This is a genomic window from Paraburkholderia sp. MPAMCS5 (genome assembly GCF_036016995.1).
Taxonomy (GTDB): Bacteria; Pseudomonadota; Gammaproteobacteria; order Burkholderiales; family Burkholderiaceae; genus Paraburkholderia.
The window spans coordinates 57,249-82,546 of sequence record NZ_JAYXBK010000008.1 but is presented as its reverse complement, the minus strand read 5'-3'; the positions used below and the strand labels follow the sequence as shown (position 1 = coordinate 82,546).

Below are 25,298 nucleotides of genomic sequence, written 5' to 3'. Positions count from 1 at the left end.
CCCGATGCGGGTCCGCTCCTGGTTGCCAGCGAGCGCCCGCCCGGTACAATCAATCGAAACACAACGAAGCAGGACACCATGGAAGAGGACGACATCGTCGCCATGTGGTCGGAACGCGTGCGTTCGGCCAGCGCCGGGGGAAGCGCGTTGCGCATCCGTGGCGGCGGCACGAAAGACTGGTACGGTCAGACGCTGGAAGGCGAGATCCTCGACACGCGCGCTTATCGCGGCATCATCGCGTACGACCCGGCGGAACTGGTGATCACCGCGCGCGCCGGCACGCCGCTGCTCGAAATCGAGGCCGCGCTCGCCGAACACAATCAGATGCTCGCATTCGAGCCGCCGCACTTCGGGCCGCAAGCCACCTTCGGCGGCTGCGTGGCCGCGGGCATCGCCGGTCCGCGCCGCCCGTCGGCGGGCGCGGCGCGCGACTTCGTGCTCGGCGCGGTCATCATGAACGGCCAGGGGCAGACGTTGCATTTCGGCGGCCAGGTGGTGAAGAACGTTGCCGGCTACGACGTCTCGCGTCTGATGGCGGGCTCGCTCGGCACGCTCGGGCTAATCCTCGAACTGTCGCTGAAGGTGCTTCCGCAGCCTCAGGCGGAAGCCACGCTCAAATTCGACATGAACGGCACCGACGCCGTCCGCAAGCTCAACGAATGGGGCGGCCGGCCGCTGCCCATCACGGCGAGCGCCTGGCGCCACGGCACGCTGGCGGTGCGTCTCGCGGGCGCGGAAAGCGCGGTGAAATCGGCGCGCGCGTCGCTCGGCGGCGAAGTGGTCGACGCGGTCGAAGCCGAACGCTTCTGGGCGGGCCTGCGCGAGCAGACCGACACGTTCTTCTCCGCGATTCCGCCGAAAGCCGCGTTGTGGCGGCTCGCGCTGCCGTCCATCACGGAGCCGCTGCAACTGCCCGGCGCGCAGCTGATGGAATGGGGCGGCGCGCAACGCTGGTGGATCACCGACGCCGACGCGCAAACGGTGCGCATCAGCGCGAAGCAAGCCGGCGGTCATGCCACCATCTTCCGCGCGGGCCTCGGCTACGACCGCGGCGCCGGCGTGTTCACTCCGCTTCCCGCGCCGCTCATGAAAATTCATCGCGGCCTGAAAACCGCATTCGACCCGGCCCGCATCTTCAATCGCGGCCGTCTCTACCCCGACTTCTGAGCGCGCGATGCAAACCAATCTCGCGGACTTCATTCGCAATACGCCCGATGGCGACGAAGCCGACGCCATCCTGCGCAATTGCGTGCACTGCGGTTTCTGCACGGCCACGTGCCCGACCTATCAACTGCTCGGCGACGAACTCGACGGTCCGCGCGGCCGCATCTATCTGATCAAGCAGATGGTGGAAGGCGCGCCCGTGACGCGCAGCACGCAGCTTCACCTCGACCGCTGCCTGACTTGCCGCAATTGCGAATCGACCTGCCCGTCGGGCGTGCAGTACGGCAAGCTGGTGGAAATCGGCCGCAAGATCACCGAGCAGAAAGTGACGCGGCCGCTCGGCCAGCGCCTCACACGACGGCTGCTCGCGAGCTTCGTGCCGAACCCGGCGCTGTTCACGCCGGCCATGCGCGTCGGCCAGCATTTCCGCGCGTTGCTGCCGAGAAAACTCCGCGACAAGGTGCCCGCGCGGCAACGTCCGCTCGAATGGCCGAGCGCGAAACATGCGCGCAAGATGCTGATGCTCGCGGGCTGCGTGCAACCGTCGATGATGCCCAACGTCAATATCGCCACCGCGCGCGTGCTCGACGCGCTCGGCGTCGAGACGCTGGTCGCGCCGGACGCAGGCTGCTGCGGCGCGGTCCGGCTGCATCTCGGCTACAACGACGAAGCGCTCGACGACATGCGCGCGAACATCGACGCATGGTGGCCGTATGTCGAACAGGGCGTGGAGGCGATCGTGATGAACGCGTCGGGCTGCGGCGCGACCGTGAAGGAATACGGGCACCTGTTGCGCCACGATCCCGCGTATGCGGAAAAAGCGCACCGCATTGTCGAATTGACACGCGACATCGCCGAAATCCTGCCGGAATTCGAAGAAGAACTCGTGCCGCTCACGCGCCGCCGCGCGATTCACACGGTCGCGTTTCACCCGCCTTGCACGTTGCAGCATGGGCAGCAGGTGCGCGGCAAGGTCGAACATCTGTTGTCGAAGCTCGGCGTCGAAGTGCGCCTGCCCGCCGACAGTCACCTATGCTGCGGCTCAGCCGGCACTTACTCGCTCACGCAGCCGAAGCTGTCGTACGCGCTGCGCGACCAGAAGCTCGAACGGCTGCGCGCACAGGAACCGCAACTGATCGTGTCGGCCAACGTCGGGTGCATCTCGCATCTGCAAAGCGGCACGTCAACGCCGGTTGCGCACTGGATCGAACTGGTCGAGCACATGCTGTCCGTATAATCGGGGCATCGACTTCTGTCCGTTCCCGTTCGTTCCATGCCCGATCTGATTCATAACCTCGAAGCGGTGCGGCAGCGCATCGCAAGGGCCGCGCACGTGGCCGGGCGCGATGCGCGCTCCATCGCGCTGCTCGCGGTCTCGAAGACGTTTCCCGCCGAAGACGTGCGCGCCGCGCACGCCGCCGGTCAACGCGCGTTCGGCGAAAACTACGTGCAGGAAGCCATCACGAAAATCGAAGCGCTCGCCGGTTTGCGCGAGACGCTCGAATGGCATTTCATCGGCCCGTTGCAGTCGAACAAGACGCGACCGGTCGCGGAAAACTTCGACTGGGTGCATTCCGTCGACCGCCTGAAAATCGCCCAGCGGCTTTCCGAGCAGCGGCCGGAGAATCTGCCGCCGCTGAACGTGTGCCTGCAAGTGAACATCAGCGGCGAGGCGTCGAAAAGCGGCGTGAACATTGCCGAAGCCGATGAAGTCGCCCGCGAAATCGCCGCGCTGCCGCGTCTCAGATTGCGTGGCCTGATGGCGATTCCCGAGCCGGCCGGCACTATCGACGAACAACGCGTGCCGCATCGCCACTTGCGTGAGCTGTTCGAGCGCCTGCGCGAAAGCGGCCTCGAACTTGATACGCTGTCAATCGGCATGTCGAGCGACCTGGAAGCCGCCGTGCTCGAAGGCGCGACGATCGTGCGCGTGGGCACCGCGATCTTCGGCGCGCGCGACTATTCGAACTGACGCGCGAACTAATGCGCGAACTCTCCCGCGAAACAACGCGAAGCAACCGTTTCAGACGCTCAACCCAACCTTCCGGACCATCATGAAAATTGCTTTTATCGGCGGCGGCAACATGGCTGCGGCGTTGATCGGCGGCCTTATCAAGCGTGGCGTGGCGCCCGCCGATCTGTATGCGATCGATCCCAACGAAGACGCGCGCAAACGCAATGAGCAGCAGTTCGGCATCAAGACCGGCGCGGCCGCCGACGCCGCGCTGGCCGCGTACGACGCCGTCGTGCTCGCGGTGAAACCGCAAATTCTGAAGAGCGTCGCGCAATCGCTGGCGCCGCATCTGAAGGCATCGCAACTGGCGATCAGCATCGTCGCCGGCATTCGCATGGACGACATGTCGCGCTGGCTGAACGGCCACGCGCGCATCGTGCGCGTCATGCCGAATACGCCCGCGCTGATCGGCATGGGCGTCGCGGGCTTGAGCGCGACCGGCAACGTGGACGAAGCGGGCCGCGCGCTGGCCTCGCAGGTGCTGGGCGCGGTGGGCGAAACCGTCTGGTTCGACGACGAAGCGAAGATCGACGCCGTCACCGCGATCTCGGGCAGCGGCCCGGCCTACGTGTTCTACTTTATCGAGGCGTTGCAGGAAGCCGCGCGCCAACTCGGCATGGATGAAGCACAAGGCCGCGCGCTCGCCGTCGCGACCTTCACCGGCGCCGCGCAACTGGCCGCGAATTCCGACGAGCCGCCGAGCGTATTGCGCGAACGCGTGACCTCGAAGGGCGGCACGACCGCCGCGGCGCTCGCCTCGTTCGACGCGAGCGGCATCAAGGACGCGATCGTGCGCGGCGCGCTCGCCGCCGACGCGCGCGCAAAAGAAATGGGCGACGAGTTCGGCAAGCAGTAAGCGAGCCGCATCGGGCTCAAGACCAGCCGTAGGACGCGAAGCTTTTATTCAACCCGGCCCGCGCCTACGGCAAAAACAAAATCAGAACAAAGCCGCTGCATAATGCGCGGCAATGCCGACGAACAACGCGCCGCCCAGCCAGTTGTTATGGCGGAACGCCGCGAAGCAGGCCATCCGCTCGCGGTTGCGAATCAGCGCGTAGTGATAGATCGCGCAGCCCACGGCGGCCGCCCATCCCAGCCAGTACAGCACGCCGAAGCCGAGCATCACGCCGATGCCCACGTAGATGCCGAGCGTCACCGCATAGCAGAGCATGATCGCGACCACGTCGAAGCGGCCAAACGTCAGCGCCGACGTGCGAATGCCGATCTTGATGTCGTCGTCGCGATCGACCATCGCGTATTCGGTGTCGTACGCGACCGACCAGAACACGTTGGCGAGCAGCATCACCCATGCGAGCATCGGCACGTGGTTTTGCACGGCCGCGAACGCCATCGGAATGCCGAAGCCGAACGCAATGCCGAGATACGCCTGCGGAATCGCGAAGAAGCGCTTGGTGAACGGATACGAACCCGCGACAAACAGCGCCGCCACCGAAAGCTCCTTGGTCAGCGCGTTCAGAGGCAGGATCAGCAGAAAGGCCAGCAGAGACAAACCCGCCGCGAGCGCCACCGCTTCCCATGCCTTGATCTTGCCCGAGGTGATCGGCCGATTCTCGGTGCGCTTCACGTAGCGGTCGAAATCGCGATCCGCGTAGTCGTTGATCGCGCAGCCCGCCGAGCGCATCAGCACCGTGCCGACCGCGAAGATCACGAGCAGCGGCCAGGACGGATGACCGTCGGACGCAATCCACAGCGCGTTGAGCGTCGGCCACAGCAGCAACAGGCTGCCAATAGGCTTGTCCATACGCACGAGGCGCAGATACAGAGGAAGTCGGGCGAACATGGCGGACTCAGTGAAGGCGAGTGGAATGCAAAGGCGCGTCGTTATTTTACGGGATGCCGCCGGCCTCACGTGCGCGCGCCGGTCGAGGCGGGAAGCGCGTGCAAGAACGCGCCATGAAAAAAAGCCTCCCGCGCATGGGAGGCTTTTCCATATCCGGTTGCATCCGGCCGATTCTGTTTCAACCTGCTCCGCGCGGGATCAGGCCGGCGATCAGGCCAGCAATCAGGCCAGCATCGAGCGCAACATCCACGCGGTCTTTTCGTGCGTCTGCATGCGCTGCGTCAGCAGGTCGGCGGTCGGCTCGTCGTTGGCGGCTTCCGTGGACGGGAAAATGGCGCGCGCGGTGCGCACCACGGCTTCCTGACCCTCCACCAGCTGACGGATCATGTCTTCCGCGGACGGCACGCCGTCGGCTTCCGGAATGGACGAGAGCTTCGCGAAATCCTTGTAGCTGCCCGGTGCATGCACGCCCAGCGCGCGAATCCGTTCAGCGATCGAATCGACGGCGAGCGCCAGTTCGTTGTATTGCGTTTCGAACATCAGATGCAGCGTGTTGAACATCGGACCCGTCACGTTCCAGTGGAAATTATGGGTCTTCAGATACAGCGTGTAGGTGTCCGCGAGCAAACGCGACAGACCTTCCGCGATCTTCTTGCGATCCTTGTCGCTGATTCCGATATTGACGTGCTGTACAGCTTCTTTTTTGGCCATGACGACTCCTTGAAAGAGTGATACGAACCGGTGGCAAAGCAACGGCCTGCGAAGGACAAACCCGGCACAACAAGCGCTCGACAGTTTATCTTAGAACGGCGAAATGCTTGCGCGGCGCATGGTCATCACGAGGCGCCACGCCCGCGCGCTTCAGCCGCCCAACGCATGCTGCAGCGCTTGCGCGGCGATCACCGCGAGGCCGCTCGTGACGATCGCGAAACCCACGGCTTTCTGCATCCTCTGCGCATGCTCGTGTTGCGCGCGATGCTCGCGGCGTGTGTTCCGCGAGCGGCTTGCGGTGGCTTTCATCATGCCGATCATCGATGTGCTCCCTGGTTCGTATCGGCACTCGCGGGACGCCCACGCGCCCCGCTCTGCCTTGCTGCTTACTTCTTGCTGCCTTCGGCGAGTTTCGCGATCGCGGCGCTCACGCCTTGCGCGTACGCCGGATCGATGCGGCCGAAATGCTCGATCGCCCGCGCGACGATGTCCTGCGGCACGCCGTTGATATGACGCGCGATGTTGCCGAACAGACGCTCGCGCTGCGCCGCGTCGAAGAGGGCAAACAGCATGCCCGGCTGCGTGTAGTAGTCGTCGTCCGCGCGATGGTCGTAGCGATCGACCGCACCCGCCGCGAGCGCCGGCTCCGACGCATTGGCGTCCTGCGCAAAGTCGCCGAAACGGTTCGGCTCATAGTTCACGTTGCCGCCGAGGTTGCCGTCCGTGCGCATCGCGCCGTCGCGATGGAACGCATGCGGGCTCGGCACGCGCGGCGCGTTCACCGGAATCTGATGGTGATTGATGCCGAGGCGATAGCGCTGCGTGTCGCCGTACGAGAACAAACGGCCTTGCAACAGGCGGTCCGGCGAGAAGCCGATGCCCGGCACCACATTCGCCGGCGTGAACGCCGCCTGCTCGACGTCCGCGAAATAATTGGCCGCGTTGCGGTTCAACTCGATCGTGCCCACGTCGATCAGCGGATAGTCTTTCTGCGACCACACTTTCGTGATGTCGAACGGATTGAAGCGATAGGCCGCGGCTTCCGCTTCCGGCATGACCTGAATCGCGAAGCGCCACTTCGGGAAATTGCCCGAGTCGATGTTGCCAACCAGATCGCGCTGAGCGCTCTCGCGGTCGCGCGCGATCACGTCGGCCGATTCGGCATCGGTGAAATTTTCAATGCCTTGCTGCGACTTGAAATGGAATTTCACCCAGAAGCGCTCGTTGTTCGCGTTGATGAACGAGTACGTGTGCGAGCCGAAGCCGTGCATCTGACGGTAATTTCTCGGAATGCCGCGATCGCTCATCAGAATCGTGACTTGATGCATCGACTCAGGATGACGCGTCCAGAAATCCCACGCGGCGATGTTGTTGCGCAGGTTCGTGTACGGGTCGCGCTTTTGCGTGTGGATGAAGTCCGGAAACTTCAACGGATCGCGGATGAAAAACACCGGCGTGTTGTTGCCCACGACGTCCCAGTTGCCTTCTTCCGTGTAGAACTTGATCGAGAAGCCGCGCACGTCGCGTTCGGCGTCGGCCGCGCCGCGCTCGCCCGCCACCGTCGAAAAACGCATGAAGAGCGGCGTTTCCTTGCCAACTTGTGCGAACACTTTCGCCTTCGTGTAGCGCGAGATGTCGTGCGTGACCTTGAGCGTGCCGAAAGCGCCCGAACCTTTGGCGTGAACGCGGCGCTCCGGAATCACTTCGCGGTCGAAGTGAGCGAGCTTTTCGAGCAGCCACACGTCTTGCAGGACGACGGGGCCGCGCACGCCGGCGGTCGCCGAATTCTGGTTGTCGGCAACGGGCGCGCCGGCGGCATTGGTGAGCTTACGTTCGGACATGCGTGACTCCTGAATGGTTTCGCTGAAACGGATTGTGGGAGAAGCGCGGCAAGTCAATGCCAGAAGCTTGTTGGGACAGCTTGTTGGGACAGCTTGTGTGGACAGATCAGTGAACAGTTTGTGTCGCGCGGTCAGGCCGACAAGGCCCGATCGACCAGCATCGAAAATGCGACCGTGCGCATGCCGAGCATGGCCGTCGCGATGCTGGCTTCCCGCGCGGCCGCGGGCGCGCCGGCGGGTTCGGCGGCGAACGTCTGAGTGTGCTGCAAGTTCGGTTGGGTCATGATGTCCTCCGGGCTGGTGGATCGGGCGATCCATGGAGAAAACTATATCAAGACTATCGAATAATTGCGGTTGATATATTTAATCTATTCGATAGAGGCGCACCGGACGCGCGCCTCATTGTGCCGTTCAGTTCACGGCAACGGGCAAATCCAGCTTCTTCACGCCGGGCAGATCGCAGGCGCTGATTGCGTCGCAGATTGCGTCGATGGCGGGCATCCGCGTAAAACTCTTGCGCCACGCCAGCACGACGCGGCGATCCGGCACGGGTTCGTCGAATGCGACGTACGACAGCAGTCCCGAATCGATGCCGCCCGCATGCGGCTTCACCTCGTGCACCGACATACGCGGCAACACCGTAATGCCGACGCCGCTCGCCACCATGTGCCGGATGGTTTCCAGCGACGACCCTTCGAACGTCTTCTGGATGCCGTCGGCGTTCTGCGAAAAACGCATCAGTTCCGGGCACACGCCCAGCACGTGATCGCGGAAGCAGTGGCCGCTGCCGAGCAGCAGCATGGTTTCCTGCTTGAGGTCGTCCGCGTCGATTTTCTGGCGGTTTTCCCACGCATGGCCCGACGGCAACGCGACGACGAACGGCTCGTCATAGAGCGGGCGCAGCATCAGACCGGTTTCCGGAAACGGCAGCGCCATGATGGCGACGTCGATCTCGCCTTGCTTCAGCAACTCGATCAGCTTGAGCGTGTAGTTTTCCTGCAGCATCAACGGCATCTGCGGAACGCGCTTGATCATCTGCTTGACGAGCGTGGGCAGCAGATACGGTCCGATCGTATAGATCACGCCGAGGCGCAGCGGCCCGACGAGCGGATCTTTGCCCTGCTTGGCGATTTCCTTGATGGCGAGCGTTTGCTCAAGCACGCGCTGAGCTTGCGTGACGATCTGCTCGCCGATCGGCGTGACGCTCACTTCGCTCGTGCCGCGCTCGAAAATCTGCACATTCAGCTCGTCCTCGAGCTTCTTGATGGCCACCGACAACGTCGGCTGGCTGACGAAGCACGCTTCGGCGGCCCGGCCGAAATGCCGCTCGCGGGCCACGGCGACGATGTACTTCAGTTCGGTGAGCGTCATTGGGGGACCAATCAGGGCAGTGAGTTCGATAGGTTCTAGTTATACACCCATAGGGTCGGTTCGCCAACTTTTTGGTGTCGGCGAGCGCCGCGAAGTCTGTGCGCTTCGCGGGCTTTGCAAATGCTCACGCCTTCAGATAGTGCTCGCGCGCGCCGAGCCAACGCGCCAGATGCTGCGTGACGACCTCGGGATATTTTTCGAGCAGCGCCGCGGCCGCTTCGCGCGCGGGCTCGATCAGGTACTGGTCGTTTTGCAGGTCGGCGAATCTCAGCATCGCCGCGCCGGACTGACGCGCGCCGAGGAACTCGCCCGGACCGCGAATTTCCAGATCCCTGCGCGCGATTTCGAAGCCGTCGGTGGTCTCGCGCATGGTCTGCAAGCGCGCGCGCGCCGTCATGGAGAGCGGTCCGGTGTAGAGCAGCACGCACACCGACGCCGCGCTGCCGCGCCCCACGCGCCCGCGCAACTGATGCAATTGCGCGAGGCCGAAGCGCTCGGCGTGCTCGATCACCATCAGCGACGCGTTGGGCACGTCGACGCCCACTTCGATCACCGTGGTCGCGACCAGCAACTGCACCTCGTTGCGGGTGAACGCGTCCATTACGGCGGCCTTTTCAGCCGGCGCGAGGCGACCGTGCACGAGTCCGACGTTCAGCTCGGGCAGCGCCGCGACGAGCGTCTCGTAGGTCTCGACCGCGGTCTGCAATTGCAGCGTCTCGCTTTCCTCGATCAGCGGACAGACCCAGTACACCTGACGCCCCGTGAGCGCCGCCTCGCGCACCCGGCCGATCACCTCCTCGCGGCGCGCGTCGGACACGAGCCTGGTCAGGATCGGCGTGCGGCCCGGCGGCAATTCGTCGATGGTCGATACGTCGAGGTCCGCGTAATACGTCATGGCGAGCGTGCGCGGAATCGGCGTGGCCGACATCATCAGTTGATGCGGCTGGAAATCGCGCGCGCCGTCGGCGGCGTTCTGCGCCTTGGCGCGCAGCGCGAGCCGTTGCGCGACGCCGAAGCGGTGCTGTTCGTCGACGATCACGAGCCCGAGGCGCGCAAACTCGACCGCGTCCTGAATGATCGCGTGCGTGCCGATCACGAGTTGCGCGGTGCCGAGCGCCGCGGCTTCGATCGCGGCGCGCTTTTCCTTCGCCTTCAGACTGCCCGCGAGCCACGCGACGCTCACGCCGAGCGGCTCCAGCCAGCCGCGCAGCTTGCGCGCGTGCTGCTCGGCGAGGATTTCGGTCGGCGCCATCAGCGCGGCCTGGTAGCCGGCGTCGATAGCCTGCGCGGCGGCCAGCGCCGCCACGATCGTCTTGCCGCTGCCGACGTCGCCCTGCAACAGCCGCTGCATCGGATGCGGCTGCGTGAGATCGAGCGCGATTTCACCGCCGACGCGCTCCTGCGCCTTCGTCAGCGAAAACGGCAGTGCCTTCAGCAAACGCGCAACGAGCGCGGCTTCGTCGCCGAGCTTGCGGCGCGGCATGGCGGGCGCGGCGCGCGTGCGGCGCTCTTCGTGCGCGCGCTTGAGCGACATCTGCTGCGCGAGCAATTCCTCGAACTTGATGCGCACCCACGCGGGATGCGTGCCGTCGATCAGCGCGGTTTCATCCGACTGCGCGCCCGGATGATGCAGCGTGCGCACCGCTTCCATCAGCGGCGGCACGCCGAGCGGCTGCATCCATTCGCGCGCGACCGGCTCCGGCAGCAATTCGGGCAACGACGCGCGCGACAACGCGTTGTCGATCGATTTGCGCAGATACGCCTGCGTCACGCCCGCGGTGCTCGGATAGACCGGCGTGAGGGCCTGCGGCAGCGGCGTGTCTTCGTCGACGACGCGCACCGCCGGATGCACCATTTCCATGCCGAAGAAACCGCCGCGCACGTCGCCGCGCACGCGCAAGCGCGCGCCGATCGCCATCTGCTTGACCTGCGAGCCGTAGAAGTTCAGAAAGCGCAGCACGAGTTCGTTGCCGGCGTCGTCGCGCAATTTCACGAGCAGCTGACGGCGCGGCCGATAGGCGATCTCGTTGTCGAACACGAGGCCCTCGGTTTGCGAGATGCCGCCGGGCAGCAACTCGCCGATCGGCGTGAGCGAGGTTTCGTCTTCGTAGCGCATCGGCAGATGCAGCACAAGGTCGATGTCGCGCGTGAGGCCGAGCTTGGCGAGCTTGTCGGCGGGTTTGGCGGCCGCTTTTGCGGCTGGCTTTGCGCCGGATTTCGCGGCAGGTTGAGAGGACGCCGTGGCGGAGGACTTCGCGCTCCCCTTTGTGGTTGCGGAATTCCGCGCCGCATCCGGCGACTGATCGAGCGCCGCGTCCGCTTGCTCCCCGGCCCGCGCGGGCCGCCCGCGTTGCGCCGCCGCGCCGCCTTGCGCGACGCGGGGCGCGGTTTCGGCGCTCACATCGTCGGTGGCGGAAGGCAATCGGCGGTCGGACAAAGGCATGGGCTGCTTCGCAAGTACAATATCGGCTTCAAAAGTATCGACGGGTGCGCCGCTTCAAGGTGGGTGCGGGTGCGCGCGCGGACCCGCGGGCCGCCGCGGCGTCCCGCAATCATAGCCGCCCGGCTCCGGCTTCGGCTCAATTCAGTCTCAATTCGCTTCCAGTCGTTCGCATGTTTACGCTTTCCGATTTCGATTTCGATCTGCCGCCCGAGCTGATCGCGCAAGTCGCGCTGCCCGAGCGCAGCGCCAGCCGTCTGCTCGAGGTGGACAACACGGCCGGTGCCCACGGCGCCGCGCGTCTGATCGACCGGCGCTTCGCCGAATTGCCCGCGTGCGTCGCGCCCGGCGATCTGCTGGTCTTCAACGATACCAAAGTCCTGAAGGCGCGCTTCCTCGGCCAGAAGGCCAGTGGCGGCAAGATCGAGGTGCTGGTGGAGCGCCTCACCGGCGAGCGCACGGCGCTCGCGCAGATCCGCGCGAGCAAGAGCCCGCAACCGGGCACCACGATCCGTCTGGCCGACGCGTTCGACGTAACCGTCGGCGAGCGCGTCGAGCCGTTCTACACGCTGCATTTTCCGGACGACTGTCTCACGCTCATCGAGCAGTTCGGGCGCTTGCCGCTGCCGCCGTATATCGAGCACGATCCCGACTCGATCGACGAAACCCGCTATCAAACCGTGTACGCGCAAAATCCCGGCGCGGTCGCGGCGCCCACGGCGGGCCTGCATTTCGACGACGCGCTGTTCGCGCAACTCGACGCCCGCGGCGTGGAACGCGCGACGCTCACGCTGCACGTCGGCGCGGGCACGTTCCAGCCGGTGCGCGTCGAGAACCTCGCCGAACACAAGATGCACAGCGAGTGGTATCACCTGCCGCAATCGCTCGCCGACAGGATCGCGGCGACCAAAGCGCGCGGCAATCGCGTGATCGCGGTGGGCACCACGTCGATGCGCGCGCTCGAAGCCGCCGCGCGCGACGCCGAAGCCGCCGGCCGTCCGCTCGCCGCCGCCAGCACCGAAACCGATATTTTCATTACGCCGGGCTACCGGTTCCGCGTGGTCGACCGGCTCGTGACCAACTTCCATTTGCCGAAGTCCACGTTGCTGATGCTGGTGTCGGCGTTCGCGGGCGTGGAGACGATTCGCGCGGCCTATCGTCACGCGATCGACGAGCGTTACCGGTTTTTCAGTTACGGCGATGCGATGCTGCTGACGCGGCTCGATGGTTGATCTGACACAACGCTTCTTGCTTTCGTAGTTCCTCAAGCCGCCGCGCTGACATACTGCGACGGCGTTTCGTCATTCGCGCCGGACGTGTCGATCCGGAGTTGGCGCTTTAGCGACTACTCCGGTTCCATGCAAGGCATTTCCGGTAGCACAGGAGTTATCTCAATGACCATCGGTCATCAATTGCAACAATCCGCTCACGAGCGCCCCGCCAACGGCCTCGAATTCGAACTGCTCGGCACCGACGGCCAGGCGCGCCGCGGGCGCGTCAAGCTGAATCACGGCGTGGTGGAAACGCCGATCTTCATGCCGGTCGGCACCTACGGCACGGTGAAAGCCGTGCAGCCGCGCGAGCTGGAGGAAATGCACGCGCAGATCATTCTCGGCAACACGTTTCACCTGTGGCTGCGCCCGGGGCTCGAAGCCATCGGAGCGCACGGCGGCCTGCACGGCTTCATGGGCTGGAAAAAGCCGATCCTGACCGACTCCGGCGGCTTCCAGGTGTTCTCGCTCGGCGACCTGCGCAAGATCACTGAAGACGGCGTGACGTTCGCGTCGCCGATCAATGGCGACAAGCTGTTCCTGTCACCGGAAGTGTCGATGCAGATCCAGAAAGTGCTGAACTCGGACATCGTCATGCAGTTCGACGAATGCACGCCGTACGCGACCAACAACGTACCGACCTCGCACCAGGAAGCAGCCGACTCCATGCGCATGTCGATGCGCTGGGCGCAGCGCTCGATCGACGAATTCCAGCGGCTCGGCAATCCCAACGCGCTCTTCGGCATCGTTCAGGGCGGCATGTTCGAGGACCTGCGCGACGAGTCGCTCGCGGGTCTCGCGGAGAAGGACTTTCACGGTCTCGCAATCGGCGGCCTCTCGGTCGGCGAGCCGAAAGAAGACATGATGCGCGTGCTGAACCACATCGGCCCGAAGCTGCCGGCCAACAAGCCGCACTATCTGATGGGCGTCGGCACGCCGGAAGATCTGGTGGCGGGCGTCGCGGCCGGCGTCGACATGTTCGACTGCGTGATGCCCACGCGCAACGCGCGCAACGGCTGGCTCTTCACGCGTTTTGGCGACATCAAGATCCGCAACGCCACGCACAAGAATTCGCTGCGCCCGCTCGATGAGCAATGCGGCTGCTATACCTGCCGAAATTTCACTCGTGGCTATCTCCATCATCTGCATCGCGTGGGGGAAATTCTCGGCGCGCAGCTGAATACGATTCACAACCTGCACTATTACCTCGAACTCATGCAGGAAATGCGCGACGCGATCGACGCGAAAATGTTCGAGCCGTTTCGCAAACGCTTTCACGAGAACCGCGCGCGCGGCGTGGACGAGGCGCCATGAGTTCACGCACTGTCGGATTGCACGGAAGAATCCGTCAGACCCTTGCAGAAAACCTTACAATTAACTTTCGCCAAAAGCAGGAAACGGCTTTAAACGATTGATCGCAAAGCCGATTCCCCGCGCCGACGCGCGCCACGCCGGTGGTAGAATAACCGGCTGATTTTTTTGATTGATTTGATCTATAACGGAGAGACCAACGTGTCGTTCATTTCCAATGCCTTCGCCCAAGGCACCGCAGCAGGTGGCGTTGAGTCGAATCTGATGAGCTTCCTGCCGCTGATTCTGATGTTCGGCGTGCTGTACTTCATCATGATTCGCCCGCAAATGAAGCGCCAGAAGGAACATCGCAACATGCTCGCCGCAATGGCCAAGGGCGATGAAGTGGTGACGAATGGCGGCATCGTCGGCAAGGTGACCAAGGTGGGCGAAGCTTACGTCGGCGTCGAAATCTCGGAAGGCACGGAAATCACCGTGCAGAAAGCGTCGGTCACGACGATTCTCCCGAAGGGCACGATCAAGTCGCTGTAAGGCCTGCTCTCCCGCGTCCGGCGCGGCCTCGCAGGCGGTCCAGCGGCCGGACGACCCGGCAAGCTGCATAGGACCGCCGGACCGCCAGACTGCCAGATCGTCCGCGCGCATCGCCGGGCGCATCGCTTTCAAGCCAACCTCCCGTTGGACTACTCATGAATCGTTACCCCCTCTGGAAATATGCCGTGATGCTGGTGGCTCTCGTCATCGGCCTCGTGTACACGCTGCCCAATCTGTTCGGCGAAGCGCCGGCGGTGCAGGTGTCGAGCGGCAAGGCAACGGTCAAGCTCGACTCGACCACGCTGTCGGCAGTCGAAGCCGCCCTCGCAGCCAGTCAGATCAAGCCCGAAGACGTCACGTTCGACAACTCGTCGACCAACGCGAACATCCGCGTGCGCCTGCTCGACACCGACACGCAATTGCGCGTGAAAGACCTGCTGCAGAAGTCGCTGAACAGCGACCCGACGGACCCGCAGTTCGTCGTCGCGCTGAATCTGCAAAGTGCTTCGCCGCGCTGGCTGACCGCCTTGCACGCGCTGCCCATGTACCTCGGTCTCGACTTGCGCGGCGGCGTGCACTTCCTGTTGCAGGTCGACATGGCGGGCGCGCTGAACAAGAAGCTCGACTCCGACGCGTCCGACGCCCGCACGCTCCTGCGCGACAACAATATTCGCGACGGCGGCGTGAACCGCGTGAACCAGACGGTGGTGATCAATTTCGCCGATCAGGCCACGGCGGACGCGGCGTCGAAGCAACTGAGCCGCAGCATCGCCGAATTGCAATGGGCGTCGCAGACCGGCCCGGACGGCTCCGTGCAGCTCGTCGGCACGTTCACGCCGACGGTGCAGAAAACCGTGCAGGACGCCGCGCTCAAGCAGAACATCACCACGCTGCATAACCGCGTGAACGAACTCGGCGTGGCCGAGCCGGTGATCCAGCAACAGGGCGCCGACCGCATCGTGGTCGAGTTGCCGGGCGTGCAGGACACGGCGAAGGCGAAGGACATCATCGGCCGCACGGCGACGCTCGAAGCGCGCCTCGCCGATCCGGTCAACACGCATCCGAATCCGTCCGATCCGGTGCCGCCGGGCGACGAACTGTTCACGCAAGGCAACCAGACGCCGGTGCTGCTGCGAAAGCAGATCATTTTCACGGGCGACCGGATTATCGACGCGTCGGCGGGCTTCGACGAACATCAACGGCCGTCCGTCAACATTCGCCTCGACTCGGCCGGCGGCCGCGCGGTGCGCAGTGTTTCGCGCGACAACATCGGCAAACCGATGGCCATGGTGCTGTTCGAGAAGAACAAGGGCGAAGTGCTGACGGTGGCGACCATCCAGTCGGAACTGGGCGATCGCTTCCAGATCACGGGCCAGCCCACGCCGCAAGCCGCCGCCGACCTCGCGCTGCTGCTGCGCGCCGGTTCGCTCGCCGCACCGATGGACATCATCGAGGAACGCACCATCGGCCCGAGCCTCGGCGCCGACAACATCAAGAAGGGCTTCCACTCGGTCGTGTGGGGCTTCGCGGCCATTGCCGTCTTCATGATCGCGTACTACATGCTGTTCGGCGTGGTCTCGGTGATCGGCCTGTCCGTGAACCTGCTCCTGCTGATCGCGGTTCTGTCGATGCTGCAAGCCACGCTCACGTTGCCGGGCATCGCGGCTATCGCGCTCGCGCTCGGCATGGCGATCGACTCGAACGTGCTGATCAACGAGCGCGTGCGTGAAGAACTGCGCAACGGCGCGCCGCCGCAACTCGCCATCCAGAACGGCTACGACCATGCATGGGCCACGATTCTCGACTCGAACGTGACCACGCTGATCGCCGGCCTCGCCCTGCTCGCATTCGGCTCGGGCCCGGTGCGCGGCTTCGCAATGGTTCACTGTATCGGCATTCTCACGTCGATGTTCTCGGCCGTGTTCTTCTCGCGCGGCATCGTCAACTTCTGGTACGGCGGCAAGAAGAAGCTGAAGTCGCTGGCCATCGGCCAGGTGTGGCGTCCGGAAACGGCGGCCGCGGGCTCCGCGGCCTATCTCGGTAACGACGACGCCGCAACCGACACCGCGCAGGCCATGCGCGCGGCAAGCGCGGCCGCCGCCAAGCCGAAAGCGCCGGCCGCCGGCGCGCAGCCGCGCGCGGGCAAACCGACCGTGCGCCGCCGCAATGCGCCGGGCACGCCCAGCTCGCCGCAGAAACCGGGTTCATCCCGCTGAGTCCCGGAGAACAAGACCATGGAATTTTTCCGCTTTCGTAAAGACGTTCCGTTCATGCAGCGTGCGTTGATCTTCAACGCAATCTCGCTGCTGACGTTCCTCGCCGCCGTGTTCTTTCTCGTGCATCGCGGGCTGCATCTGTCGGTGGAGTTCACCGGCGGCACCGTGATCGAAGTGCAGTATCCGGGCGCCGCGCCGCTCGACCCGGTGCGTGGCACGCTCAACAAGCTCGGTTATGCCGACGCGCAGGTGCAGAACTTCGGCACCTCGCGCGACGTGCTGATCCGTCTGCCGCTCAAGCACGGCCTCACGTCCGCGCAGCAGAGCGACCAGGTGATGAGCGCGCTGAAGTCCGACACGCCGCAGGTGCAGTTGCAGCGCGTCGAGTTCGTCGGCCCGCAGGTCGGCAAGGAACTCGCCACCGACGGCCTCCTCGCGCTCGCGTGCGTGGTGGTCGGCATCGTGATCTATCTGTCGTTCCGCTTCGAATGGAAGTACGCGGTGGCCGGCGTGATCGCGAACTTGCACGACGTCGTGATCATTCTCGGCTTCTTCGCGTTCTTCCAGTGGGAGTTCTCGCTGTCGGTGCTGGCCGCCGTGCTCGCGGTGCTCGGCTATTCGGTGAACGAATCGGTGGTGATCTTCGACCGGATTCGCGAAACCTTCCGCCGCGAACGCAAGATGACGGTGATCCAGGTCATCAACCACGCGATCACGAGCACCATGTCGCGAACCATCATCACGCACGGCTGTACGCAGATGATGGTGCTGTCGATGTTCCTGTTCGGCGGCCCGACACTGCATTACTTCGCTCTGGCGCTGACGGTCGGCATTCTGTTCGGCATCTACTCGTCGGTGTTCGTCGCCGCGGCGCTCGCCATGTGGTTCGGCGTGAAGCGCGAAGATCTGCTGAAGGACAAGAAGGAACGCACCGATCCGAACGATCCGAACGCGGGCGCGCAAGTCTGATGCTTTAAGGTCAGGCAAGCCGCAGTCAGTCGTTGCAAAGCAAGAGGCCGGTTCATCGCGAACCGGCCTTTTGCGTTTTCGTCGTGACTTTCGCGCCTTACCGGAAACCCAGTTTGCGTCGCGCCGCAATCAGCGCCGCAATGCTCAGCAGCGCGGCGAAAATCAGGTAGTAACTCGGAGCGGTCTTCGAACCGGTCGCGCCGATCAGCCACGCGATGATGAACGGCCCAAAGCCGCCGAACACCGTCACCGCAATGTTATAGGCGAGCGACATGCCGGTCGTGCGCGTTTGCACCGGAAACATCTCCGAAAGCAGGCCGGGCAGCGCGCCGAAATAGCCGGTCATCAGAAAACCGAGTACGACTTGCAGCGCGATCAGCGTGCCGAAGGTCGGATGCGCGACGAGATAGGCGAACGCCGGATAGATCAGCACGAGCAGCAGCAGCGCCGAGATCAGCATGATCGTGGTGCGCCCGTGCCGGTCCGACAGATGGCCGACCAGCGGTGCGAACACCATCTGGATCACACCGGTCAGCGCAATGGCCGAGAACGCGACCGAAGGCGCGAGCCCCAGTTGCTTCACGCCGAAGGTCGGCATGAACAGCACGAGATAGGTGGACACGGTGCCGAGCACCACGGCGCCGATCGCGATCACGAGCCGCAGCTTCTGGCTCGCGAAGGTATCGCGCAGCGGCGTCGTCGTGGTTTCGGCGGCGAGAAACTCGGGCGTTTCGTCGAGCTTCGTACGGATGTACCAGGCAACCGGCCCAATCAGGAGCCCGAAAAAGAACGGCACGCGCCATCCCCATGACGTCATCTGCTCCGGCGTCAGATTGCCCGTCAGCAGCACGCCGAAGCCCGCCGCGAGCAACGTGGTCAGCCCTTGGCTCGCGACCTGCCAGCTCGCGAAAAAGCCGCGTCGCCCCGGCACGTGCTCCGCAAGAAAAGCAGTGGCACTGCCGAATTCCCCGCCCGCCGAGAAACCCTGCATCAAACGCGCGACCACGAGAATCACCGGCGCCGCGAGGCCGATGCGCTGATAAGTCGGCAACACCGCGATGATCAAGGTGCCGCCCATCATCAACAGGATGGAGAGCGTGAGCGCCGCCTTGCGCCCCGCGCGGTCCGCGTAGGCGCCGATCACGATCGCGCCGAGCGGCCGCATGAAGAACGACACGCCGAACGTGCCGAGCGTCAGCAGCAGCGAGACCGTGTCGTTGCCGGCCGGGAAAAACAGCTTCGCGATCACCACCGCGAAAAAACCGTAGACCACCAGATCGAACCACTCCAGCGCGTTGCCGATCGACGCGGCGATCACCGCCCGCCACGAATCCCCCCGGCTTCCCGCAAGGCTTGCTGCTGTCGTTGCGTTCATGCAGATCTCCATTTCGCGCGACAATTTGTCGATGCAGGCGCGAGACCTTCGTTGTGGCCGGGCCTCGCCGCGTTGGATGCGCGCGCAACCAACGCGACCCCAGCGCTCTATGTACCCGAAAAAATAAAGCGGCGCGAGCGGCAAATTGCGCGCCAGCGTCGCCATGAAAAAACCGCTTCGTCGACAGCGCGAACGAAGCGGTTCTTTTGCTGCATTGCAGCGGCGGCGTTTGGATGCGCGCACCGAACGCGCGCTCACATGCGCATTTATTGCTTGATGCCTTCAGCCTGAATGTGCAGTTTGGTGTCCATGTTAAAGCCGTATTTGCTGCCGAAATCCATGCCGTAATCCGCGCGACTGAAATGCGCGCTCGCCTCCACGCCGCACACTTCGCGCTTGAGCACCGGGTGCTGCATGCACTTGAACGACTCCACTTTCAGGTTCAGCGGCTTCGTCACGCCGTGCATCGTCAGGCTGCCGACCACTTCCGAGGGCTTGTCGCCATCGAATTTGATGTCGGTGCCTTTGTATGTCACGGTGGAAAACCGGGCGACATCGAAAAACTCGGCGGTTTTCAGATGATCGTCGAGCTTGCTGTTGCCCGTGGTGATGGACGCGGGATCGACGTTCACTTCAACGGTACCTGTTTTCGCCGCGCGGTCGAGCGTGACGGTGCCCGAGCTTTTGGTGAACTTGCCGCGCCACACCGACAGACCGCCGAAGTGGTCCGCCTCGAAACTCGGATAGGTGTGAGTCGGGTCGAGTTGATAGGTGTCGGCGGCGAATGCGCCGAGCGAAACACAGGAAGCCAGCGCGCCGGCGGCGATCAGGATGGATGTCTTCAATTCTTGCTCCGAGTCAGGAAAAACGGCTGCGCGCAACCTCGCAGCGCGCGCTTATTGATGGGCGGCGACGATATGAAATTTGATGACGACGTCGTCGGCAACGACCGAGGTGTCTTTCCACTCGCCCGTGCCGATGTCGAATTGCGAGCGCTTGATCGGCAGCGAGCCGTCGAACGTTTGCATGGCGCCCTGCTGCGTGACGGTGACCGGAACCACGACCGTCTGCGATTTGCCCTTGATGGTCAGCTTGCCCGTCACCTTGAACTGGTTGCCGCCGGCCGGCGCGATCGCACTGGAGACGAACGTCGCGCTCGGATAGGTTTTCGCGTCGAACCATTCCTTGCCGCGCACCTGATCGTTATAGCTTTCGTCGCCGAGATCGTAGCTCGCGACGTCGATGCTCAACTGCGCGCTGCCTTCGGCGGGTTTGGCCGGATCGAACCTGACCTGCGCGGTGAATTTGCCGAACTTGCCTTCCACGGGCACGTTCATCTGTTTCGAGGTGGCCGTCACCGAACTCTTCGCGCTGTCGACCTGGGCCAGCGCGCCGCCGGCCGCGGTCAGCGAGGCAGCGGCAAAAGCCGCGAGCATGTAGCGATAAAACGAAACCTTCATGGTTGTCCTTATTTGAGGAAGGGAAGCATGCGCGACAGCAGGCCGTCGCGGTCCAGCCACTGGTGCTTGAGCGCCGCCGCGACGTGCACCGCGACCATCACCAGCAAGGTGTAATTCAGCACGATATGCACATTCTTGAGCAACTCCTTCAGATGCGGGTCCGGCGCAATCAGACGCGGCAGCGGAATCAGCCCGAGATAGACGACCGGCACATTCGCCGCCGAGCTATACAGATAGCCGGAGACGGGAATCGCGATCATCAACAGATAGAGCAGCACATGCACGAAATGCGCGGCGCCGCGCTGCCACGCGGCCATGCGGCGCGGCATGGCGGGCGCGCCGTGCGTCGCGCGCCAGAAAACACGCAGGACCGCCAGCGCGAACACCGTCACGCCGATCCATTTGTGCCACGAGAAATAGCGCAGCTTGGTCGGCGTGAAGCCCGGAATGTCGGTCATCACCCAGCCGAGCGCGAAGCCGCAAACGATCAGCAATGCGATCAGCCAATGAAAGGTGATGGCCGTCCGCGTGTACGACTCCCGGCCACCGAATGAAGGATTAAGTGCCATGACAGGTCAACGCTTGCTCAGAAAGGTTAACGGCGCAACACGCCCGGCTATTCCGCGCCGATGTCATGCACATCGTGGGACGGACAAGGCGTAACGGGCTTCAGGACGCGCCAGGCCGCCATGCTACCCGAAGCGGAAAAAGCTGGCTGTGACGAGGCCAAATTTACCGAAAGGCAAGCGACGCTCGCCGAGGTGAACAATTAGGGACCGACGCTGTCACACTTTCACACGCGGGCCGTGCATGACCGCTCCCCGCGCCAGTCCACGCGGCGCTGCAATGCCTTTTGGTACTATTGCTGCACGATTTTTGACACATCTGCCATCGTCGGCATTGCACGCTTACTTTTATTTCGTTGGCCCGCTGCCGTATGGAACATGACAACCTGATCGCGTGCCATGAGTGCGACACGCTGTTTCGCAAGCCCCGGCTTGTCGGGCGCAAGTTCGCGCGCTGTCCGCGATGCGGCGCGACGCTCTACAGCGGCATGTCCCGCAAGCTCGATGGCATCTGCGCGATGACGCTCGCCGCGCTGATCACATTTCTGATCGCGCAGGGCTTTCCTATCGTCGAACTCGAAACCAACGGCATTACCTCGCAGACCACGCTGTTCGGCGCGCTCATCGCGTTGTGGAACGAGGACATGCAGATCGTCGCCGTCATGGTGTTCTGCTCGACCATTCTCTTTCCGCTCACCGAACTCGTCGCCTTGCTGTATGTGCTGGTTCCGCTGCGCGCGGGTTATGTGCCGGGCGGCTTTAACCGCGTGTTGCGCGCAATCCAGTTCGTGCGTCCGTGGGGCATGATCGAAGTGTTCATGCTCGGCGTGCTGATCACCATCGTGAAGATGGTGAGTCTCGCGCGCGTGATTCCCGAGGCGGCGCTGTTCGCGTTCGGCGCGTTGACGCTGATGTTCGCCGTCGTCGTCACGTTCGATCCGCGCATTCTGTGGGATCTCGCCGACGAACTCGGCGCCCGCAGCCAGCGGCCGCTGCCGCGCACATCCGCCGACAGCGCGGCGGCCGTCGTCGGTTCGATGGCGGGTCCGCCCCCTCCGCCCACCCTGCAAGCCGACGACGAACCCGGCGGCGACTCACGCCCGAACCCCGGCGCGCCGTCGGCGCCGCATCGAGGATGACGCGCGCCATGAAATACGTCACCGCAAAACGCGCAGGACTGGTCGCCTGCCACGCGTGCGGACGCGTCGAACCGCGCATCCGCTCGATCACGCCGCAACACTGCGGACGGTGCGGCGCGCGCCTGCACTCGCGCAATCCCGACAGCCTGATGCGCACGTGGGCGCTGCTGATCGCCGCGGCCTTGCTGTATATTCCGGCGAATTTGCTGCCGGTCATGCACACGGCGTCGCTGCTCGGTTCGGAGGACGACACCATCATGAGCGGCGTCGTGTACTTCTGGACCTCCGGCGACTGGCCGCTCGCGATGATCGTGTTCATCGCCAGCATCATGGTGCCGATGTTGAAGCTGAGCGTGCTCGCGCTGCTCACCATCACCGTGCAGCGCGGCTCGCGCTGGCGTCCGCAGCAACGCACGACGCTCTACCGGATGGTCGAGCGGATCGGCCGCTGGTCGATGCTCGACGTGTTCGTCGTCACGTTGACCGTCGCGCTGGTGCGCTTCAAGTCGCTTGCCGTGATCACGGCCGGACCGGGCGCGATTGCGTTCGGCTCGGTGGTGATCCTGACCATGCTGGCCTCCATGCAATTCGATCCACGGCTCATCTGGGAAGACGTGGACAGCAGCACCCAAAAACCTCAGGACCTCGAACATGACTAGCCCGCCAGGACCGACGCCCGCCTCCGATGCGCCGCGCAACGATTCGAACGGACCGAAGCTGCCGCCTCAACTGCCCGACCCCGACATCGAGCCGCGCAGCCGCTGGCTGCCGTCGCTCGTCTGGGTGATTCCGCTGATCGCCGCGCTGATCGGCATTGCGCTGGTCATCAAGTCGGTGACGGAAAGAGGCCCGACCATCACGATCAGTTTCATCAGCGCGGAAGGGCTCGAGCCCGGCAAGACGAAGGTGAAATACAAGGACGTGGACGTCGGCGCGGTGAAGACCATCACGCTGTCGAAAGACCTGTCGCACGTGCTGGTTCAGGTGCAGTTGACCAAGGAAGGCGAAGACTTCGCGGTCAAGGATTCGCGCTTCTGGGTCGTGCGGCCGCGCGTGGGCGCGAGCGGCGTGTCCGGGCTCACCACGCTGCTGTCCGGCGCGTATATCGGCGCGGACGCCGGCCATTCGACGGATACCGAGAAGAACTTCGTCGGCCTCGAAACGCCGCCGCCCATTACTGGCGACCAGAAAGGCCATCAGTTCATTCTGCACGGCGACTCGCTCGGCTCGATCGACATCGGCTCGCCGATTTTCTATCGCCGCGTGCAGGTCGGCCAAGTGGTCGGCTTCTCGCTCGACAAGGACGGCACCGGCGTCACGATGCAGGTGTTCGTCTCCGCGCCGTTCGATCAGTACGTCGGCACGAATTCGCGCTGGTGGCATGCGAGCGGCGTCGATTTGCGGCTCGATTCGAGCGGCTTCAAGCTGAACACGCAATCGCTCGCGACGGTGATCGTCGGCGGATTGTCGTTCCAGTCGCCACCGGGCCAGGGCGTGGGCGCGCAGGCGCCGAACAACATGACATTCCGCCTCGCCGCCGACGAAGGCGACGCCATGCGCGAGCCGGACGGCGTGCCGCTGCGCGTCGTGATGAACTTTAACCAGTCGCTGCGCGGGCTGTCGGTCGGCGCGCCGGTCGATTTCCGCGGCATCGTGCTCGGCCAGGTGACAAACATCGGCATCGACTACGACCCGAAAACGCGCAGCTTCACAATGCCTGTGACCATGAACGTGTATCCCGACCGCCTCGGCAAGCGGTTCCGCGAAACCGCGCCGACGCCGGGCAGCCTCGCCGGTCAGCAACTGTTGCAACAGCTCGTCAGGCATGGGCTGCGCGGCCAGTTGCGCACGGGCAACCTGATCACGAGTCAGCTGTACGTGGCGCTCGATATCTTCCCGAAGGCGCCGCCGGCCAATGTCGACGTCGCGAGCGATCCGCTCGAATTGCCGACCATTCCGAACACGCTCGACGAGTTGCAGCTTCAGGTCGCCGACATTGCGAAGAAGCTCGACAAGGTGCCGTTCGATCAGATCGGCAACAACCTGAACACCGCGCTGAAGAACGCCGATCAACTCTTCACGCGTCTGGACAAGGAAGTCGTGCCGCAAGCCCGCGACACGCTCGCGGCGGCGAAGCAGACCTTCGGGTCGGCCGAGGCGACGTTGCAGCAGGACTCGCCGTTGCAGTCGGACGTGCATCAGGCGTTGCAGGAATTGACGCGCACGTTGCAGTCGCTCAATGCGTTGTCGGATTATCTGGAGCGCCATCCGGAATCGTTGTTGCGCGGTAAAGCAGGAGATAAACCATGACGTTTGCCCGACTTCCCCGCCTGCCGCGCGCTCTCGCGCGCGGCGCTGTCCATGCCGGAGCGATCGCCGGAGCGTTCGCGCTCGCCGCATGTTCGTCGCCGGCCAGCCGGTTCTACACGCTGGGCGATGTCGGCGGCGGGGCAACGGCCGCCGCGTCGAGCGTGCGTACGGCGACAGCGCCGGCATGGCTGATCGAGGTCGCGCCGATCGACGTGCCGCCGCAAGTGGCCAAGACCCAGTTGGTCGTGCAAACGGGACCGACGCAGGTGAAAGTGCTCGAAGAGGAGCGCTGGGCGTCGTTGCCGGGAGACGAGTTGCGGCGAGCGTTATCGACGAATCTCACGCAGCAGCTCAATACGATCGATGTGTATGGCACGGCCTATTCGGACACGACGCCGGTGTATCGGGTCAGCATGAATGTGCAGCGATTCGAATCGTGGCCGGGATCGCATGCGCTTATCGATGCGGTGTGGAGTGTGAGGGCTGTGCGCAGTAGTGCGGTGATGACGTGCCGGAGTGTGGTGAGCGAGCAGGTCGGGGCTGGGTATGATTCGCTCGTCGACGGGCATCGGCGGGCGTTGCAGCGGATTTCCATGCAGGTGGGGGGGGCGTTGCAGGCCATGGCTTTGAGTGTTGGCGCTGCTGGTACTGCTGGTACTGCTGGTACTGCTGGTACTGCTGGGTCTTCTGGGTCTGCTTCACAGAAGGGGAAAGGTGCGGTGCGGGTTAGTGTGCCGGCTTGTCCTTCTGTGGATTCTTCTGCTAGCTAGTTGGTGGTTTTTTGACTGCGGCAGTGGAGGTTTTTTTG

General features: G+C 64.0%; 24 protein-coding genes. 13 read left to right on the top strand and 11 right to left on the bottom strand.

Annotated features, from left to right (window positions below; translation table 11 throughout):
* Window positions 1-78: 78 nt before the first annotated feature.
* The 4 genes from glcE to proC all read left to right on the top strand — a co-directional run bounded on the left by glcE (window position 79) and on the right by proC (window position 4,034).
* On the top strand, window positions 79-1,167 hold the full coding sequence (gene glcE, locus VOM14_RS19500; RefSeq protein WP_327630376.1) for a glycolate oxidase subunit GlcE: 1,089 nt from the start codon (window positions 79-81) through the stop codon (window positions 1,165-1,167).
* 7 nt (window positions 1,168-1,174) lie between these two features.
* The gene (glcF, locus tag VOM14_RS19495) at window positions 1,175-2,401 is read left to right on the top strand and encodes a glycolate oxidase subunit GlcF (RefSeq protein WP_327630375.1); all 1,227 of its coding nucleotides are present in this window, start codon (window positions 1,175-1,177) and stop codon (window positions 2,399-2,401) included.
* Between the two features lie 36 nt (window positions 2,402-2,437).
* On the top strand, window positions 2,438-3,136 hold the full coding sequence (locus VOM14_RS19490; RefSeq protein WP_327630374.1) for a YggS family pyridoxal phosphate-dependent enzyme: 699 nt from the start codon (window positions 2,438-2,440) through the stop codon (window positions 3,134-3,136).
* 82 nt (window positions 3,137-3,218) lie between these two features.
* The gene (gene proC / locus VOM14_RS19485; RefSeq protein ID WP_327630373.1) at window positions 3,219-4,034 is read left to right on the top strand and encodes a pyrroline-5-carboxylate reductase; all 816 of its coding nucleotides are present in this window, start codon (window positions 3,219-3,221) and stop codon (window positions 4,032-4,034) included.
* A gap of 81 nt (window positions 4,035-4,115) precedes the next feature.
* Here proC and ubiA read toward each other — a convergent pair whose 3' ends face one another.
* The 7 genes from ubiA to recG form a co-directional block, all read right to left on the bottom strand.
* Window positions 4,116-4,979 (bottom strand): 4-hydroxybenzoate octaprenyltransferase, encoded by an 864-nt coding sequence (gene ubiA, locus VOM14_RS19480; protein WP_327630372.1) that lies wholly within the window; start codon window positions 4,977-4,979, stop codon window positions 4,116-4,118.
* Between the two features lie 222 nt (window positions 4,980-5,201).
* Window positions 5,202-5,690 (bottom strand): Dps family protein, encoded by a 489-nt coding sequence (locus tag VOM14_RS19475; RefSeq protein ID WP_327630371.1) that lies wholly within the window; start codon window positions 5,688-5,690, stop codon window positions 5,202-5,204.
* 150 nt (window positions 5,691-5,840) lie between these two features.
* Entirely contained in the window at window positions 5,841-6,002 is a 162-nt protein-coding gene (locus tag VOM14_RS19470) for a hypothetical protein (protein ID WP_327630542.1), read from the bottom strand.
* Window positions 6,003-6,076: 74 nt separating this feature from the next.
* The gene (locus VOM14_RS19465) at window positions 6,077-7,531 is read right to left on the bottom strand and encodes a catalase (RefSeq protein WP_327630370.1); all 1,455 of its coding nucleotides are present in this window, start codon (window positions 7,529-7,531) and stop codon (window positions 6,077-6,079) included.
* A gap of 131 nt (window positions 7,532-7,662) precedes the next feature.
* The gene (locus VOM14_RS19460; protein ID WP_327630369.1) at window positions 7,663-7,815 is read right to left on the bottom strand and encodes a hypothetical protein; all 153 of its coding nucleotides are present in this window, start codon (window positions 7,813-7,815) and stop codon (window positions 7,663-7,665) included.
* Between the two features lie 127 nt (window positions 7,816-7,942).
* Entirely contained in the window at window positions 7,943-8,902 is a 960-nt protein-coding gene (locus VOM14_RS19455; RefSeq protein ID WP_327630368.1) for a LysR substrate-binding domain-containing protein, read from the bottom strand.
* 124 nt (window positions 8,903-9,026) lie between these two features.
* Window positions 9,027-11,345 carry an ATP-dependent DNA helicase RecG gene (recG, locus tag VOM14_RS19450; protein WP_327630367.1) on the bottom strand — a complete coding sequence of 773 codons (2,319 nt, stop codon included), beginning with the start codon at window positions 11,343-11,345 and terminating at the stop codon, window positions 9,027-9,029.
* Window positions 11,346-11,515: 170 nt separating this feature from the next.
* Between recG and queA the strand changes: the two genes are divergently transcribed.
* The 5 genes from queA to secF all read left to right on the top strand — a co-directional run bounded on the left by queA (window position 11,516) and on the right by secF (window position 17,640).
* Window positions 11,516-12,574 carry a tRNA preQ1(34) S-adenosylmethionine ribosyltransferase-isomerase QueA gene (queA, locus tag VOM14_RS19445; protein ID WP_327630366.1) on the top strand — a complete coding sequence of 353 codons (1,059 nt, stop codon included), beginning with the start codon at window positions 11,516-11,518 and terminating at the stop codon, window positions 12,572-12,574.
* A gap of 162 nt (window positions 12,575-12,736) precedes the next feature.
* Window positions 12,737-13,927: a tRNA guanosine(34) transglycosylase Tgt gene (gene tgt / locus VOM14_RS19440; RefSeq protein ID WP_327630365.1), complete on the top strand. Its 1,191-nt coding sequence runs from the start codon at window positions 12,737-12,739 to the stop codon at window positions 13,925-13,927.
* A 198-nt stretch (window positions 13,928-14,125) separates the two neighbouring features.
* Window positions 14,126-14,455: a preprotein translocase subunit YajC gene (gene yajC, locus VOM14_RS19435; protein WP_013587151.1), complete on the top strand. Its 330-nt coding sequence runs from the start codon at window positions 14,126-14,128 to the stop codon at window positions 14,453-14,455.
* Window positions 14,456-14,610: 155 nt separating this feature from the next.
* Window positions 14,611-16,671: a protein translocase subunit SecD gene (secD, locus tag VOM14_RS19430; protein ID WP_327630364.1), complete on the top strand. Its 2,061-nt coding sequence runs from the start codon at window positions 14,611-14,613 to the stop codon at window positions 16,669-16,671.
* Between the two features lie 18 nt (window positions 16,672-16,689).
* Entirely contained in the window at window positions 16,690-17,640 is a 951-nt protein-coding gene (secF, locus tag VOM14_RS19425) for a protein translocase subunit SecF (RefSeq protein WP_327630363.1), read from the top strand.
* Between the two features lie 97 nt (window positions 17,641-17,737).
* Here secF and VOM14_RS19420 read toward each other — a convergent pair whose 3' ends face one another.
* The 4 genes from VOM14_RS19420 to VOM14_RS19405 form a co-directional block, all read right to left on the bottom strand.
* On the bottom strand, window positions 17,738-19,015 hold the full coding sequence (locus tag VOM14_RS19420; RefSeq protein ID WP_327630362.1) for an MFS transporter: 1,278 nt from the start codon (window positions 19,013-19,015) through the stop codon (window positions 17,738-17,740).
* A gap of 266 nt (window positions 19,016-19,281) precedes the next feature.
* Complete coding sequence (locus tag VOM14_RS19415; protein ID WP_327630532.1) at window positions 19,282-19,848, bottom strand: YceI family protein; 567 nt, start codon at window positions 19,846-19,848, stop codon at window positions 19,282-19,284.
* Between the two features lie 63 nt (window positions 19,849-19,911).
* On the bottom strand, window positions 19,912-20,475 hold the full coding sequence (locus tag VOM14_RS19410) for a YceI family protein (protein ID WP_327630361.1): 564 nt from the start codon (window positions 20,473-20,475) through the stop codon (window positions 19,912-19,914).
* An 8-nt stretch (window positions 20,476-20,483) separates the two neighbouring features.
* Window positions 20,484-21,044: a cytochrome b gene (locus tag VOM14_RS19405; protein ID WP_327630360.1), complete on the bottom strand. Its 561-nt coding sequence runs from the start codon at window positions 21,042-21,044 to the stop codon at window positions 20,484-20,486.
* A 368-nt stretch (window positions 21,045-21,412) separates the two neighbouring features.
* Here VOM14_RS19405 and VOM14_RS19400 point away from each other — a divergent pair, with 368 nt between their 5' ends.
* Genes VOM14_RS19400 through VOM14_RS19385 form a run of 4 tightly spaced genes read left to right on the top strand, consistent with a single transcriptional unit; the run spans window position 21,413 to window position 25,260 of the window.
* On the top strand, window positions 21,413-22,180 hold the full coding sequence (locus tag VOM14_RS19400) for a paraquat-inducible protein A (RefSeq protein ID WP_327630359.1): 768 nt from the start codon (window positions 21,413-21,415) through the stop codon (window positions 22,178-22,180).
* A gap of 8 nt (window positions 22,181-22,188) precedes the next feature.
* Entirely contained in the window at window positions 22,189-22,839 is a 651-nt protein-coding gene (locus tag VOM14_RS19395) for a paraquat-inducible protein A (RefSeq protein ID WP_327630358.1), read from the top strand.
* Window positions 22,832-24,490 carry a PqiB family protein gene (locus tag VOM14_RS19390; RefSeq protein ID WP_327630357.1) on the top strand — a complete coding sequence of 553 codons (1,659 nt, stop codon included), beginning with the start codon at window positions 22,832-22,834 and terminating at the stop codon, window positions 24,488-24,490. Before VOM14_RS19395 ends, VOM14_RS19390 begins: the two co-directional genes overlap by 8 nt.
* The gene (locus tag VOM14_RS19385) at window positions 24,487-25,260 is read left to right on the top strand and encodes a PqiC family protein (RefSeq protein ID WP_327630356.1); all 774 of its coding nucleotides are present in this window, start codon (window positions 24,487-24,489) and stop codon (window positions 25,258-25,260) included. The genes VOM14_RS19390 and VOM14_RS19385 overlap by 4 nt, the downstream gene beginning before the upstream one ends.
* Window positions 25,261-25,298: the final 38 nt, after the last annotated feature.

Coding starts and splice junctions, on each gene's coding strand:
- glcE (WP_327630376.1), top strand. CDS start 79: ATGGAAGAGGACGACATCGTCGCCATGTGGTCGGAACGCGTGCGTTCG.
- VOM14_RS19395 (WP_327630358.1), top strand. CDS start 22,189: ATGAAATACGTCACCGCAAAACGCGCAGGACTGGTCGCCTGCCACGCG.
- VOM14_RS19400 (WP_327630359.1), top strand. CDS start 21,413: ATGGAACATGACAACCTGATCGCGTGCCATGAGTGCGACACGCTGTTT.
- glcF (WP_327630375.1), top strand. CDS start 1,175: ATGCAAACCAATCTCGCGGACTTCATTCGCAATACGCCCGATGGCGAC.
- VOM14_RS19385 (WP_327630356.1), top strand. CDS start 24,487: ATGACGTTTGCCCGACTTCCCCGCCTGCCGCGCGCTCTCGCGCGCGGC.
- secD (WP_327630364.1), top strand. CDS start 14,611: ATGAATCGTTACCCCCTCTGGAAATATGCCGTGATGCTGGTGGCTCTC.
- VOM14_RS19475 (WP_327630371.1), bottom strand. CDS start 5,690: ATGGCCAAAAAAGAAGCTGTACAGCACGTCAATATCGGAATCAGCGAC.
- VOM14_RS19465 (WP_327630370.1), bottom strand. CDS start 7,531: ATGTCCGAACGTAAGCTCACCAATGCCGCCGGCGCGCCCGTTGCCGAC.
- VOM14_RS19420 (WP_327630362.1), bottom strand. CDS start 19,015: ATGAACGCAACGACAGCAGCAAGCCTTGCGGGAAGCCGGGGGGATTCG.
- VOM14_RS19405 (WP_327630360.1), bottom strand. CDS start 21,044: ATGGCACTTAATCCTTCATTCGGTGGCCGGGAGTCGTACACGCGGACG.
- VOM14_RS19490 (WP_327630374.1), top strand. CDS start 2,438: ATGCCCGATCTGATTCATAACCTCGAAGCGGTGCGGCAGCGCATCGCA.
- secF (WP_327630363.1), top strand. CDS start 16,690: ATGGAATTTTTCCGCTTTCGTAAAGACGTTCCGTTCATGCAGCGTGCG.
- VOM14_RS19455 (WP_327630368.1), bottom strand. CDS start 8,902: ATGACGCTCACCGAACTGAAGTACATCGTCGCCGTGGCCCGCGAGCGG.
- queA (WP_327630366.1), top strand. CDS start 11,516: ATGTTTACGCTTTCCGATTTCGATTTCGATCTGCCGCCCGAGCTGATC.
- VOM14_RS19460 (WP_327630369.1), bottom strand. CDS start 7,815: ATGACCCAACCGAACTTGCAGCACACTCAGACGTTCGCCGCCGAACCC.
- VOM14_RS19470 (WP_327630542.1), bottom strand. CDS start 6,002: ATGATGAAAGCCACCGCAAGCCGCTCGCGGAACACACGCCGCGAGCAT.
- ubiA (WP_327630372.1), bottom strand. CDS start 4,979: ATGTTCGCCCGACTTCCTCTGTATCTGCGCCTCGTGCGTATGGACAAG.
- tgt (WP_327630365.1), top strand. CDS start 12,737: ATGACCATCGGTCATCAATTGCAACAATCCGCTCACGAGCGCCCCGCC.
- VOM14_RS19390 (WP_327630357.1), top strand. CDS start 22,832: ATGACTAGCCCGCCAGGACCGACGCCCGCCTCCGATGCGCCGCGCAAC.
- recG (WP_327630367.1), bottom strand. CDS start 11,345: ATGCCTTTGTCCGACCGCCGATTGCCTTCCGCCACCGACGATGTGAGC.
- VOM14_RS19410 (WP_327630361.1), bottom strand. CDS start 20,475: ATGAAGGTTTCGTTTTATCGCTACATGCTCGCGGCTTTTGCCGCTGCC.
- proC (WP_327630373.1), top strand. CDS start 3,219: ATGAAAATTGCTTTTATCGGCGGCGGCAACATGGCTGCGGCGTTGATC.